This window comes from Planctellipticum variicoloris (assembly GCF_030622045.1).
GTDB classification, from domain to species: Bacteria; Planctomycetota; Planctomycetia; order Planctomycetales; family Planctomycetaceae; genus Planctellipticum; species Planctellipticum variicoloris.
In genome coordinates this window covers 2,115,656-2,128,428 of the sequence record NZ_CP130886.1, presented here as the reverse complement: position 1 = coordinate 2,128,428, position 12,773 = coordinate 2,115,656, and the positions used below count along the sequence as shown (strand labels likewise).

Genomic DNA, 12,773 nt, shown 5'->3' with positions numbered 1-12,773 from the left:
CATGGCTCACTCCGATCTGGATCGCAGAGACTTTCACCGCCTGACCCTGGCGGCATTCGGCGGACTGATGACGGGGGCTGTCGGCTGCGGCGAGACCAAGCCGCCTCCGGCTGCAGCTCCGACGGCAGACGCTCCGGCCGCCGCTTCCGAGGAAATGGTCCTTTCGGCGGACGCCGAAGCGCTGATTCTGGACGAACCGCACACCTGCCGCGGGCTGAATACGTGCAAGGAACTGGGTCGCGGCAAGGACAACACGTGCGCGGGGCTGGGGACTTGCGCGAGCGTCGCGGACCATGCCTGCGCGACTCAGAATGAATGCAAGGGCCAGGGGGGCTGCGGCCAGGATCCCGGCATGAACGCCTGCAAAGGTCAGGGGAGCTGTCATATTCCGCTGATGGATAACGCCTGGGAGACGGCCCGGAAGGCGTTCGAGACGGCGATGAAGAAGCAGGGGAAGACGTTCGGAGCCGCTCCGGCGAAGGCCTCCTGAGACAGTTGGTTTTCGAACCTCGCTCCGCGCTCTGACTGCGGGGTGTCGCGATCATTCGAGGAGCCCTCCCCATGCCGCCGCGACTCGGCCTGCCAAATCTGGGGCTGGGGGTCGGGCTGCGGACGGTCCATTTTCCGTACCTGCTGCAGCACTGGCCTGCGGTCGACTGGTTCGAGGCGATCAGCGAGAATTTTCTCGACTCGCGCGGTCGGCCGCGGTGGGTGCTCGACCAGGTTGCGGAACGGTATCCGGTGGTCATGCACGGGGTCTCGCTGTCGATCGGCAGCAGCGATCCGCTGGATTTCGAGTACCTGGCGAAACTCAAGCGTCTGGCGACCGAGATTCGAGCGGTGTGGGTCTCGGACCACCTGTGCTGGACCGGCGTCGCGGGGATCAACACGCACGATCTGCTGCCGCTGCCGCTGACTGAGGAGTCGTTGCGGCACGTCGCGGAACGGGTGCGAGTCGTGCAGGATGTTCTTGAACGGCCGCTGGTGCTGGAGAATCCGAGCACTTATGTCGAGTTCCGGGAGTCGACGCTGAGCGAGCCGGCGTTTCTGTCGGCCCTGGTCGCGGAAACAGGCTGCGGGCTGCTGCTGGACGTGAATAATGTCTATGTCTCAGCGCGGAATCACGAGTTCGATCCGCGGGAGTATCTGCGGAGCGTTCCGGCGGACGCGGTGGTCCAGATGCATCTGGCGGGGCATACTGACTGCGGTACGCACGTGATCGACACCCACGACGGTCGGGTGGTCGCGGCGGTGTGGGACTTGTATCGCGAGGCCGAGCGGCTGACGGGGGGCGTTTCGACGCTGCTGGAATGGGATGCGAAGATCCCTTCGTTTCCGGAGGTGCATGCGGAGGTGATGAAGGCGAGGGGGGCGGGTATCGGGAATCGGGTATCGGGTCTCGCAGAGGAAGAGCGGCGAGAAGTCGGTTGCGCGACTGCGGACATGGAGCGGGCGACGCCGCCGCAGCCGGTGGTGCTGGTGGCGATGGAGGCCGAGTGAGATGGCGGCCGGGCGCGTGGAGGAATTGCAGCGGTGGATGCAGGAGCAGATTCGTCATCCGCGAGCGGCGGGCGGTGAGGCGGCTGTTGACAACGTGCTGACGGCTTCGAGTCAGCTTTCGGGCCGGCAGCGGCTGGGGATCTACCAGTCGGCGTATGTGGCGCGGCTGCTGGAGTGTCTGCGGGCGGAGTTTCCGGCGACCGCGGCTCTGGCGGGAGAAGAGTCCTTCGCGGCACTGGCGCAGGGGTATCTGGAAACGCGTCCTTCGCGAAGCTACACCCTGGGGGATCTGGGGGCCGGGTTTCCGAAGTTTCTGCGGTCGGTTCGACCTTCGCGGGATGCGGAGGGGGCCGGGCTGGACTTTGCGGATGCGTTGATTGAGACGGCGCGGGTGGAGCGGATCTACAGCGAGGTCTTCGACGGGTCCGGGCCGGAGGAATTGCCGGCGTTCGATCCGAAGCAGGTATCGCCGGAGCAGTTTGCCGGAGCCCGGCTGACGTTTCATGCCTGCGTGCGGCTGGTTCGGTTGCCGCTGCCCGTTCACGGTCTGATCACGGCGGTGCGGCGGGGAGAGGCCTGGGAAGTTCCGGCGGAGGAGCTGACGTGCCTGGTGATCACGCGGCGGGACTATGTGGTGCGGCGGTTCGCTGTCGAGCCGCTGGCGTTTGCCCTGCTGGAGCGGCTGCAGGCCAGCGAGGGGGTCGGTGCGGCGCTGACAGAAGTCTTCGGCGACGGGGAGATCACGGCGGCGATGCTGCGGTCGGTTGGAGAGTGGTTTGAGGCGTGGGCGGCGGCGCCGCTGTTTCGTGGCATGAATTCGAGACTGGAATTGGTGTGCCGGACTGAATCGGAGTGATGTGACGATGCACTACGAAGACCTGCCGCCCAGAGCTTGAATTATCGCTCTGCAGTGACAATCCGGCAGACCGTGTTGAAGCGTTACTGAGTGCAGCTCTTCACGAACCGGACGTCGCATGGGTCGCGGGGCTTCGCGTTGAGAATCTTCAGGATCAAAGATTCCCACTCAGGTGCGCTGCCCTGACTGCTATGTCACATCTTGCCAGGCGACAGGCGCCGCTGGATCTTCGGGTGATTCTTCCGCTGCTCAACGAGCTCAGTCGAGACGATGCCTTGACCGGGCGAGTCTCCGATGTTCGCGACGATCTCACGCACATTGGATACTCCGCGAACACTCCGAACCACGGATGTCAGTAATCTCTGAGCCCGTCAATCGCGGCGAATACCCGAGAATCCATCAACATCGAAGTGAATAGAAGACCGTGGTTGACGGTCCCTCGACTCTCAACAAAAACAGCAGCCGGGACGCGAACGTTCCGGCTGCTGTTTGAGAATCTCAACGGCTGATCGCCGCGGGTCGCTTAGTAGCGACGGCCGCCGCCACCGCCGCCGTATCCGCCGCCGCCGCCGGAACGGCCGCCGCCGCCGCCACCATAACCGCCGCCGCCGCCGCTACGCTCTTCGCGAGGACGGGCTTCGTTGACGGTCAGCGAGCGACCGCCGACGTCTTTGCCGTTCATCGCAGCGATGGCGGCGCTGGCGGCCTGGGCGTCGCCGAATTCGACGAAGCCAAAGCCCTTGGAGCGACCGGTGTCGCGGTCCATGACAACCTGGGCCGAACGAACCTCGCCGAAGCTGGAGAACATTTCTTCCAGCGTGCTGTTGGTCGTGTCGTACGTCAGATTGCCCACATACAGTTTCGTAGCCATCTTCCTCAGTCCTCTTCCGAGACGTCCTGCCGAACCCGACATCCGAAAAGGACCGGTCGTTGCGAGACGAGACTCAAATCCTGGCCGTCGCTACGCGTGCGGCGGCCCTCCGATCTGCTGCATCGATGACACCGATGCAGCGTGCTTCCAAAAAACAATCTTCGTGTGGCGAGTCGAACTACAGACGTTGCAAGAAGCTGTCTGCGGCTGATTGCCGGGTTGGTCGATTCGATTCCGACTGGGCTTCGTTCACAACCAGTTGCCGCCCCGCGAGGCTGGCGCCGTTGAGCCGGGTGATGGCTTCATCGGCGTCGTCCCAGCGCGGCATGCCAATAAAGGCGAATCCGCGGGCGTTTCCTGTCTGTCGATCGAGAACCAGTCTGACGGACGAAACACGTCCATAGTGTTCAAATACCGAACGCAACTCGCGCTCAGTGGTGGTGTAGGCAAGATTGCCTACAAAGATTTGCGTCACTCGAAACAGTATCCTTCGGAGATTCCGCCGGGGTGCGGGCTGCGACGTTCGCAACGACCATCTCGGCGGCTTGTGTATTCAGGCGATCCATTTCGGCCTGGATTCGCAGCGTGCATTGTTCCAGTTCGTCGCGGGTGGCGTCGGGGGGAATGAAGATTCCTTCTCCCGCCATCGCGACAATCAATGTTCCCGGCTTGGGCACGACCAGGTCGGTCCAGCCGGCGCCCCAGGACCAGGAGCTGCGACAGGCAAAAGCGGTGGGGATGACTGGTTTTCCAGTACGGGACGCCAGATAGGCGACCCCCGATTTCATGGTGCGGCGCGGACCGCGGGGTCCGTCCGGTGTCAGGACGATATGGCTCCCCTGAGTTTCGTTCAGCAACTGGCGAACGGCTTCGGCGCCCCCTTTGGAACTCGAACCGCGGACGCTGGAGATCCCCAGTGCTGCGAGCGAATTCGCGAGGAAGGTGCCGTCCTGATGCCGTCCGACCAGAGCTTTGGTGGCGGGTTGCCGTCCCAGAAAGAGGGGCATCAGCAGCGAATCATGCCAGACGCTGTAGATACAGGTGGTTTCTGCAGGGGGGAGGTATGGACTTTGAGCCGGATCGGCGTAGTGCAATTGACGTCGGACGGTGGCGAACAGGCCGCGGGCGGCGGCTACAGCGAGCCACGCCAGGCACCGTTCAATCATCGCATTTCGAATCCGCAAGTGCGCCAGCCAGTGCCGCATCCGTCGCGGCCAACAAACAACGAGCAGGGAAAGAGAAGGCCGGGAGTACGGAGGAATTCGCCGATTTGCGGAACGAAAGGGCCGGACTTCAGAGCTTCGGAAGCAACACAACTCCCGCAAAGAATCGGCCAAGGTCGTCAGGACGGAGACGGACTGAGGAGTCAATTTCAGAACTCAACTCAGGACGATCGTCGAAGAACGAGACAGCAGACTTTCCGGGGATTTTTCACCAACGCTGAGCAGGCTAGCAGGTCTGGCATCAGTCGGGAAGGCCAGAATCCTTGGAATCCGCGGATTTCGGCAGAATCGAGGGGGGGAGCCCCAAGGTGGGAAACATGGAATTCTGGTCGGTGGTCTCCGGCATTCCGAGTTTCCGATCGCGTTTCAGACGCTTGTCGTCCGCACGCTGGCGCTTGTCCTGCTCTCGTTGACGCTTGGCGAAGGTGTTGCGGTTTTTAGCGATGAGATGTTCCCTTGGATGAATTGAACGGTGCGTTCAGGACGAGCTATTTTATCAGAATCCGGTCGCGGATGCATCCGGAGATCTCCGCTGGCGACTGGTTTTCCAAGGATTGCTGCGAGGGATCGATCCGGTGCCCGACAATCATCCGATGGATTCCACGCAGAATGGGACGAATACGGCCACGGGGTTGTCGAGGTTTCCGTATGGTCGCTGGCTCGCCCGGCTGACCGTTGACGGCGGCTGGCTGTGGGTGCTGATGCTGCTGACGCACGAGCTCGGACACGGACTTGCCGCCTGGCTGACCGGGGGTGAAGTCGTTTCGACCGATTTGCGACCTGGCGCGCTGGGGCACACGCTCGTGGAGCCGAATCCGCATCCGCACTGGGTCGTCTGGGGAGGCTTTCTGTCGGGTTGCCTGCTGCCGCTGGGAGCGTGGGCCGCAATTCACAGGGCGGTTCCGAGAATCGCGGGGGACCTGCGTCTGCTGGTCGGATTCTGTCTGCTGGCGAATGGCGCGTATCTGGCGGCTGGCGGAGGAGAATCGCTGACAGACACCGGGGTGCTGCTGTCGCTCGGATGGCCGTATCCGGTGCTGATCGCGATCGGGCTGCTGCTGGCGATTCCGGGGTATCTGCTGTGCCGCCGGGAACTGGGGTTACGCATGACGGCTGTTCGTACCGGCGGAATCGGCTGGGCGTCGATCACAGTGCGCTGGTTGGCGCTGGCGATCTGGGTCGCCGGGCAGGCGGCGATCGCGGCGGCGCTGGCGGCGGAATGATTCGCGGAGCTGAGAAGCCAGAAAAGAGTTCACCACGAATTTCACGAATGGACGCGAATCGGGGAGAAGAATTGGAACCAGGGAGAACTCGGAAGACACGGAGTGAATGAAGCAGTTGCCGGTGGCGGTGTTTTACTCAAGTCAGCGGCAGTCACCCCGGCGCTATGCGAGAAACAAGTCTCGGAACCTGCAGGTCTTTTCCGAACGGGCGTCAGCGTTTTGCTGCCTGCAATACAATTTCGAGGGAGAAGTCGAGGTCATGCCGCGTCATTCCAAGTCCGCTGACAAGTCTGACACCCGCGCTCTGGCGGTCTACCTGGATGCGGACAGCCAGAGCCTGCTTGTGCAGGCGGCGGAGCTTCGACGAATCAGTGTCAGCGACTACGTCCGCGCCGTGACGATTCCCCAGGCACATCGGGAAGTCGAGGCGGCGCGCCGGCAGACGATTTCGTTGAGTGCCGAGGAACAACTGGCATTCTGGCAGGCGCTGCACGCTCCGGCAGAGTTGACTCCTGCCCAGAAGCAACTTGGGACGCTGATGCAGGGACGAAGGTGAGGCACCTCCCGTCGCGCGAAGCACGGCCGTGACGCACGAGGACCAACTTGACATCCGCCTGAAATGTCGTGACGCGAAATGCCAGCCGGTTACAGTGCGAGCAGCCCCTGGACGACGCCAACCAACTCGGCTTCCGGCGTCTGGGTGGCTTGGCCTGACCGGAGGTCTTTGACCTGCCAGACGCCCTGTTCGAATTCGTTGCTGCCGGCGATCAGGGCGATGGCGAAGCCTTTGGCGTTGGCGTACTTGAGTTGCTTGCCGAGGGCTTTGGAGTCTGGAAAGACTTCGGTGTTGATGCCCGCAGCGCGGAGCACGCGGCCGATCCGGATGTAGTCGCCGATTCGGCCGGCGTCGAACTGGGTGACCAGGACGGGGGCTGGCGTCGAGGCCGGAGCGAGAAGTTTTAATTCTTCCATGGCGGCGAGCAGGCGGTCGAGGCCGAGGCTGGCGCCGACGCCGGGCAGGCGTTCCTTCGTAAACAGGCCGGCGAGGTTGTCATACCGACCGCCCGAACAGACGCTGCCGATCCCCGGCAGATCGCTCAGGAAGGTTTCGTAGATGGTTCCCGTGTAGTAGTCGAGACCGCGGGCGATGGAGACGTCGAGCTGGATGCGCTCGGCGGGAATCCCCGACTGAGCGGCGACGGCGAACAGCTCTTTGAGCCGGGTGACGCCGAGCAGACCGGCTTCGTTGCCGGCCAGGAGCTGTTCGAGTTCTTCGAGAGTGATATCGGGGCGGGTGGCCTGCAGGACCTGGCGGGCCTGCGGCTCGGTGACGCCGACCTTCTGAACCATCTCTTCGACGACGGCGTCGGCCCCAATTTTGGCGAGCTTGTCGAGGGCGCGCAGGATGCCAACGGACAGTTCTGCGACGCCGAGCTGCGCCAGGACGCCGCTGAGCACGAGGCGGTTATTGACGCGGATCTGAAAGCGTTCGAAGCCGAGCGCAACCATCAGGTCGTGGATGACGAGGAGCGTTTCGATATCGGCCGCGTTGGACTCGGTGCCGATCGTATCGAAGTCGCACTGCAGGAATTCGCGGTAGCGGCCTTTCTGGGGCTTTTCACCGCGCCAGACGGGGGCGATGTGATACCGCTTGAACGGGGTGCCCAGTTCAGCGAGATGCTGAGCGGTGAAGCGTGCGAAGGGAACGGTCAGATCGAAGCGGAGTGCGACGTCGCGTTCGCCCGCGTCGAGGAAACGGAAAAGCTGTTTGTCGGACTCATCGCCTCCTTTGCCGAGAAGGATCTCGGCGTATTCGAGGGCGGGGGTATCGATGGGGCTGAAGCCGTAACTGCGATAGACCCGACGGGCGATCTCGATCAGCCGCTCGCGATTCAGCATGGCCGAGGGGAGATAGTCGCGGAAACCCTTGAGGAGCTGCGGGGTGATGAGCTTATCGGCCACGGACGGAAGACTTTCTGATCGCACGGAGGGAGGTCGGACGAAAGGCCGAACCAGCGCCACGCAGTGGTTGCTAGACGCTGATGACGGGCAACTGGGGGAGCGGCGGCTGGCCGGCTTTGGGTTTCGGACGGGCCTTGAGCGGCAGGACGGCCTCGGCGTATTCCCAGATCTGCTGGGAAGTTTCGAAGTATTTGTCGTAGCAGCCTTCGTTTTCGAATTCGCAGTTTTCGGTGGAGTAGGTCCGGCAGATCTGCGGGCGGTTCTCGTAAAAGCCGCAGAAATTGTTCGGGAGCAGGTGCTCGCAGTCGCCGTAGACAAGCAGGAACCAGGAGCCCTCGTCGACAAAAATGGCGGTCCGGCCGTGCATGATGTACCAGCGCATGTGATCGAAATCCTCCCAGGTGGTGGGAGTTTCAATCGGCAGAGCGAAGTAGCGGCAGCAGCGGGCGGTGCAATAGGCGCAGAGGACCTCGCCCGGTTTGAGATTGTCGCGGTGCAGTTTGCGGCGGGCCATGCCGAACCTTTTGCAGGATCGAGGGATGGGTGGCGAAACAGGTTCGGGGAAAGTGTACCGATTCGCGCGGGGGGAGGGTATGCTGTCGCTGCGGGGGGCGGGGGCGGGCCGGGTCGCTTGAGGAATTCCGGGGCCGTCGGCGTAATCGGAGCGTTCCGGCGCCAAGGTTCGCCCGGTTTTCCGGACCGGCGCTTTGTGCTTGACCGTCGTTTTCCGGGACTCTTATCATCGTGAGTCGAGGGAATGCGGCGAATTTGAAGTGCTGACGTCCCATTCGGGGGCGTGGCTGCGCGATGTGACGGGTGCGCCGGTCGGCGGAACCGTGCTGGCGGATGATCGCGACGCAGGACGATAACAGCGAGCAGGCATGGTCCGGGCTCGTGCAGGAACGAAATATGAATTTCTGGGGCAAGGTTCTGGCGTGGCTGGTGGTATTCGCCGGGCTCGGCGCCACGTATTGCACAGCCAAGCTGATTCAGGTCCGGAACAGTTGGACGGCGAAGCTGGCCAAGGCGACGAAGCAGTATGAGGAGCTGGCTCCCAAAGTGCGGGATGCGAAGGCGGAGCTTGAGCGTCAGCAGGAAGAGCTGCACCGCGCGACGACGTTCTGGGGGCCGTTTTCCGACATGGTGCCGACGCAGATCGCCGATCCCGCGGGGGGCAAGCTGCAGATCAACATCGGCAAGAATGTGGGGCTGAAAGAGGGGCAGTGGCTGTATGGCTTTGAGCTGCAGCCGGACGGGACTTCGATCTACCGGGGCGACTTCAGCGTCGAAACGGCCTTGGACGCTCAGTCGCTGATGCGTCCGAATTTTCGCGTGCGTCCCGAGGAAATCGCGACGTGGAAGGGGGCCAACTGGCGGTGGCGAACGACGATTCCGGCGACGACGACCAAGCTGTTTGACGATATGGAGCTGGCGCTGGTGCGGGCCGACGAACTGCTCGGCGCCCGGCGACAGACGCTGCAGATCCAGGACAAGCTGATTGCGGAAGCCAAAGACCAGCATGCGCAGCGGATCGCCGAACTGATCGGCGGCGATCAGTTGCCGCAGGACGAGCAGCTTGCGACCGAGTACCGGGCGGGTCTGGTGGCGGCCGTCGAAGAATCGGAAGAGCTGCGAAACGGCCTGCTGATCGAAGTCGACCGGCTGCGGCGCGAACTGTTGGCGCTGCAGCAGGACGTGGATCGGATCAAGTCGGACAACGTACAGTCCGTCGGGAAGCTGCCCCAACCCGCGCCGAGCGTTGCGGGTCGGCCGTAGAAGATTTCTGCGGACCGGCGCGACGCCGAAATCGGGCGAGAGTCCGTTTGCGCCGGACGAGAATCTGCGGTCGGGCGATGCGTCCCCCCTTGTCGCCGCACGTGCGGCCGACCATGATTCTGCGAGGCGGATACTTCGGCGGATCTCGATGATCGTCGACGTGGAGCTGCCGAGGACGCCGTCGAAGGCAGGAGGAGCAGCCGGCGGGCTGCGGAGAGTCGATGGGGATTCAGAACCGCGAATACGTGCGTGAGGACTACGGCCAGCGGCCGCCGGGCTGGATGGTCGAAGCGCCTGCGACGCGTGCGCTGATCATCGTCACGATCGCGGCGTTTCTCGGTCAGTGGCTGCTTCCCGGGCGCGGATCGCTGTCGCCGCTCGAAGAGTGGGGGGTGATGTATCCGCCGTATGTGCTGCAGGGGCAGGTGTGGCGTCTGCTGACGTATGCGTTTCTCCACAGCCGCGATTCGCTGTTCCACATCATCTTCAACATGCTGTTTCTGTACTCCTTCGGGCGGGAGATGGAGCGGCTGTACGGGCGCGTGGAGTTTACGGTCTTTTACCTGGCGTCGGCGATCGTCGCCGGCTCGCTGTATGCGGCGTGGGGGCTGTTCAATCGCGAGTTTGCGCCGATGCTGGGGGCCTCCGGGGCGGTGATGGCCACCGTGATGTTGTACGCGTGCCATTACCCGCGTCAGAAGGTGTTTCTGTTCGGGCTGATCCAGCTCGAAATCCGGGTGCTGGTGGCGCTCTACGTGCTGATGGATCTGCTGCCGGTCCTGACGGACATGCGCGGAGATTTCGCCCGCGGCGGGGTCGCGCACATGGCGCACCTCGGCGGCCTGCTGTTTGGTTTTCTGTACTACAAGTACGGCTGGAGCCTGACGGGCTGGTGGACGCGGGGGGGGGCGCGCCGCTGGACGTCGCAACTGATGCGACCGAATCGGGGCGAACGGTTGAGGGTCTACCATCCGGATCCCGAGCCGGAAAATCTGGACGCCGAGGTGGACCGGATCCTGGCGAAGATTCACGAGCAGGGGACGGAGAGCCTGACGCGTCAGGAGCGTGCGCTGATGGAGCGTGCGAGTCAGCGGTACAAGGATCGCAAGTAGACTGCGATGCGCGGCTATTTCACGTCCGGAAGGGCCGGAGTGCGATTGTCGAGCAGTTGCTGCACCAGGCTGTCGAGCGAGCTTTCGTAGGGCCAGTCGCGAGCGAGCCACTGCTGATTCAGGCGGACTTCCAGTTCGGCCGATCCCGATTTTTCGGGGCGCGGCTGGAAGTAGCCGTCTTCGCGGAGACGACCGACCAGTTCTTCGACTTCGTGCTGGGAGATGTCCATCCGGGCGATTTCGCGGGAGGCCGGTTCGTGCTCGATGCCGACCCGCTCGCGAAACAATTGTTGCCGGAGCCGCGCCAGATGCCGCCGCTCGCGGAGCCGCTCGACGACGGGAGTGCGGACGCAGTCGGGGCAGTCGGCGACCGGTTCGAGGCAGAGGACGGCGAGCGCCTGATCTTCGCGGCCGTCGGGATGGGGAGCTGTGACGGTCAGGACCGGGCGATACCAGTCGCGAGCGGAGGTTTCTGCGCCTGTCGCCGAGACCTGGCGGATTTCGGAGGGGGGGAGCAGCGCCAGCCGGTCGGACGCATGCGCCCGATAGACGACTTCCAGCCTTTCGTAGCGATCGGGCCGTTCGCCCCAGAAGGCGGCCTTATAGGACGGAATCCGGCAGCCGCAGAGGCCGGACACGCCGACGAATCCCAGCAGGAACATCCAATGACGACGATTGAAGCGCATGGTCCGGCTTCCCTGCCGCCTCGTTGCGTGCCGCGCGAGCCCACCCTCGAACGCGGTCTGAGTTCCGGACATCGCCCCCCGCCCCAGGGAGCGATTTTCCGAAGCTCATCAGAACTTATCGGTCAGTCGGGGGGCGAGTTTGCGGTGCGGCGCCCGCCTCCGACGGTCTCCTTTCGGTATCGCGGCGGAAAATCGCTACGACCCGAATAAACGCCAAAGTTTGACAGATTCCGGGCGACTGCGGCAGGCGTCTGGCGGTATCAGAATCCGCGCAATCGGCAAACTCCGGCGCGATTCCGGGCGAAATCGAAGACACGCCCCGCGGAAATTGCGAACTTCGCCGCGAATTGTGACGTAGGGTTCCCAAGTGGGCCGAGGAGCGGCGGAGATTCCCGATGCTGTTAGATTACGTCTACGATCACTTTCACTTCTATCACCGCTTTGCGCTGGGCTACTGGCACAATCTGGGCCCGGACGGGTACGCCGCAATTCTGGCCGGAGTGGCCCTGCTGGGCTACGCGCTGATGAAGAGCGCTGCGCACCGGTAGTTGCCCGGTTGCGCTCGCGGTCCGCGTCCGTCGCCGGGTATCATGCGGGGGCACTCTGACCGCTTGAGGCCCCGGTGACGACTCCTTCCTTGCTGCCCCCCGCGCTGACTCTGTCCGGAACCCCTGTGGACGATACGTTCGCCGAGGCGTTTCCGATGACTGCTGCGCGGCTGATCGTGACGGCGATTGACGAAGAGTGGGTCGAGACGGCGGCGAACGTCTTTTGCGGCTATGCCACCAGCGTGATTGCCTGCGATCTGGAGACCGCGATTGAGCGTCGGCTGAGCGGTGAAGAGACCTGGGACGGTCGGCCTGGTGTGAGCATCCTGGCGTTCGCCTTCAGTCGAGACCGGCTGGCGGCGGCGCTGGTCAATCGCGTCGGGCAGTGCCTGCTGACATGCCCGACGACCGCCTGTTACGCGGGGCTGCTGGAGGCTCCCGCCGACAAGCAGGTTTCGGTCGGCGGGCAGATCCGGTTTTTCGGGGACGGGTTTCAGGCGTCGAAAGTGATCGGCGGCCGGCGGTTCTGGCGGATCCCGGTGATGGACGGGGAGTTCGTGTGCGAGGATCGCTTCGGGACGGTCAAAGGAGTTGCCGGAGGGAACCTGCTGATCGCCGGTCGAACGCAGGCCGCCGCGCTGCAGGCCACCAAGTTGGCGGCTGCGGCGGCTCGCAGCGTTGCGGATGTGATTCTTCCGTTTCCCGGCGGGATCGTCCGGAGCGGCAGCAAGGTGGGCTCGCGGTACAAGACTCTCAAGGCCAGCACGAACGACGCATACTGCCCCTCGCTGGCGCCAGTGACGCCGACGTCGCTGCCGGCCGGGACCGGGGCAATGTATGAGATCGTCGTCGACGGTTTGACGGCGGAGGCGGTTGCGGCCTCCATGCGGGCCGGTCTGCATGCGGCGGCGGCGTGTCCCGATCTGACGCTGATCACCGCGGGCAATTATGGCGGCAAGCTGGGGCCGCACCATTTCCGGCTGCGCGACCTGATGAGCTGACTCGTTGACACTGGA

Annotated in this window: 15 protein-coding genes; 9 read left to right on the top strand and 6 right to left on the bottom strand. The window is 63.7% G+C overall.

What is annotated here, in order from left to right; translation table 11 throughout:
• Nucleotide 1: 1 nt before the first annotated feature.
• The 3 genes from SH412_RS08395 (at nucleotide 2) to SH412_RS08385 (ending at nucleotide 2,356) form a co-directional block, all read left to right on the top strand.
• Nucleotides 2-490, top strand: a complete 489-nt coding sequence (locus SH412_RS08395) for a hypothetical protein (protein WP_336523057.1) — start codon at nucleotides 2-4, stop codon at nucleotides 488-490.
• Nucleotides 491-561: 71 nt separating this feature from the next.
• Nucleotides 562-1,500 (top strand): MNIO family bufferin maturase, encoded by a 939-nt coding sequence (bufB, locus tag SH412_RS08390; protein WP_336523056.1) that lies wholly within the window; start codon nucleotides 562-564, stop codon nucleotides 1,498-1,500.
• A gap of 1 nt (nucleotide 1,501) precedes the next feature.
• Nucleotides 1,502-2,356: an HvfC/BufC N-terminal domain-containing protein gene (locus SH412_RS08385; RefSeq protein ID WP_336523055.1), complete on the top strand. Its 855-nt coding sequence runs from the start codon at nucleotides 1,502-1,504 to the stop codon at nucleotides 2,354-2,356.
• Between the two features lie 523 nt (nucleotides 2,357-2,879).
• Here SH412_RS08385 and SH412_RS08380 read toward each other — a convergent pair.
• From SH412_RS08380 to SH412_RS08370, 3 genes are all read right to left on the bottom strand, one after another.
• Complete coding sequence (locus SH412_RS08380; protein ID WP_336523054.1) at nucleotides 2,880-3,227, bottom strand: RNA recognition motif domain-containing protein; 348 nt, start codon at nucleotides 3,225-3,227, stop codon at nucleotides 2,880-2,882.
• A gap of 178 nt (nucleotides 3,228-3,405) precedes the next feature.
• Nucleotides 3,406-3,702 (bottom strand): RNA recognition motif domain-containing protein, encoded by a 297-nt coding sequence (locus SH412_RS08375; RefSeq protein WP_336523053.1) that lies wholly within the window; start codon nucleotides 3,700-3,702, stop codon nucleotides 3,406-3,408.
• Nucleotides 3,659-4,393, bottom strand: a complete 735-nt coding sequence (locus SH412_RS08370; RefSeq protein ID WP_336523052.1) for a lysophospholipid acyltransferase family protein — start codon at nucleotides 4,391-4,393, stop codon at nucleotides 3,659-3,661. Before SH412_RS08370 ends, SH412_RS08375 begins: the two co-directional genes overlap by 44 nt.
• A 632-nt stretch (nucleotides 4,394-5,025) precedes the next feature.
• On the opposite strand from SH412_RS08370, the gene SH412_RS08365 reads away from it, so the two are divergent.
• Both SH412_RS08365 and SH412_RS08360 read left to right on the top strand, forming a co-directional pair.
• Complete coding sequence (locus SH412_RS08365; RefSeq protein WP_336523051.1) at nucleotides 5,026-5,673, top strand: M50 family metallopeptidase; 648 nt, start codon at nucleotides 5,026-5,028, stop codon at nucleotides 5,671-5,673.
• A gap of 259 nt (nucleotides 5,674-5,932) precedes the next feature.
• Nucleotides 5,933-6,229, top strand: a complete 297-nt coding sequence (locus SH412_RS08360; RefSeq protein ID WP_336523050.1) for a type II toxin -antitoxin system TacA 1-like antitoxin — start codon at nucleotides 5,933-5,935, stop codon at nucleotides 6,227-6,229.
• Between the two features lie 89 nt (nucleotides 6,230-6,318).
• On the opposite strand, the gene hisS is transcribed toward SH412_RS08360, so the two are convergent.
• Both hisS and SH412_RS08350 read right to left on the bottom strand, forming a co-directional pair.
• The gene (gene hisS / locus SH412_RS08355) at nucleotides 6,319-7,572 is read right to left on the bottom strand and encodes a histidine--tRNA ligase (protein WP_419555793.1); all 1,254 of its coding nucleotides are present in this window, start codon (nucleotides 7,570-7,572) and stop codon (nucleotides 6,319-6,321) included.
• A gap of 133 nt (nucleotides 7,573-7,705) precedes the next feature.
• The gene (locus SH412_RS08350; protein WP_336523048.1) at nucleotides 7,706-8,149 is read right to left on the bottom strand and encodes a YkgJ family cysteine cluster protein; all 444 of its coding nucleotides are present in this window, start codon (nucleotides 8,147-8,149) and stop codon (nucleotides 7,706-7,708) included.
• A gap of 332 nt (nucleotides 8,150-8,481) precedes the next feature.
• Here SH412_RS08350 and SH412_RS08345 point away from each other — a divergent pair, with 332 nt between their 5' ends.
• Nucleotides 8,482-9,411: a hypothetical protein gene (locus tag SH412_RS08345; RefSeq protein WP_336523047.1), complete on the top strand. Its 930-nt coding sequence runs from the start codon at nucleotides 8,482-8,484 to the stop codon at nucleotides 9,409-9,411.
• A gap of 221 nt (nucleotides 9,412-9,632) precedes the next feature.
• Nucleotides 9,633-10,523 carry a rhomboid family intramembrane serine protease gene (locus SH412_RS08340; RefSeq protein WP_336523046.1) on the top strand — a complete coding sequence of 297 codons (891 nt, stop codon included), beginning with the start codon at nucleotides 9,633-9,635 and terminating at the stop codon, nucleotides 10,521-10,523.
• A 14-nt stretch (nucleotides 10,524-10,537) separates the two neighbouring features.
• Here the strand turns inward: SH412_RS08340 and SH412_RS08335 are convergent, their stop codons facing one another.
• Complete coding sequence (locus SH412_RS08335; RefSeq protein WP_336523045.1) at nucleotides 10,538-11,209, bottom strand: hypothetical protein; 672 nt, start codon at nucleotides 11,207-11,209, stop codon at nucleotides 10,538-10,540.
• Between the two features lie 395 nt (nucleotides 11,210-11,604).
• On the opposite strand from SH412_RS08335, the gene SH412_RS08330 reads away from it, so the two are divergent.
• Both SH412_RS08330 and fhcD read left to right on the top strand, forming a co-directional pair.
• Complete coding sequence (locus tag SH412_RS08330; RefSeq protein ID WP_336523044.1) at nucleotides 11,605-11,757, top strand: hypothetical protein; 153 nt, start codon at nucleotides 11,605-11,607, stop codon at nucleotides 11,755-11,757.
• Nucleotides 11,758-11,831: 74 nt separating this feature from the next.
• A complete protein-coding gene (gene fhcD / locus SH412_RS08325; RefSeq protein ID WP_336523043.1) occupies nucleotides 11,832-12,758 on the top strand; it encodes a formylmethanofuran--tetrahydromethanopterin N-formyltransferase in 927 nt (308 codons plus the stop codon).
• Nucleotides 12,759-12,773: the final 15 nt, after the last annotated feature.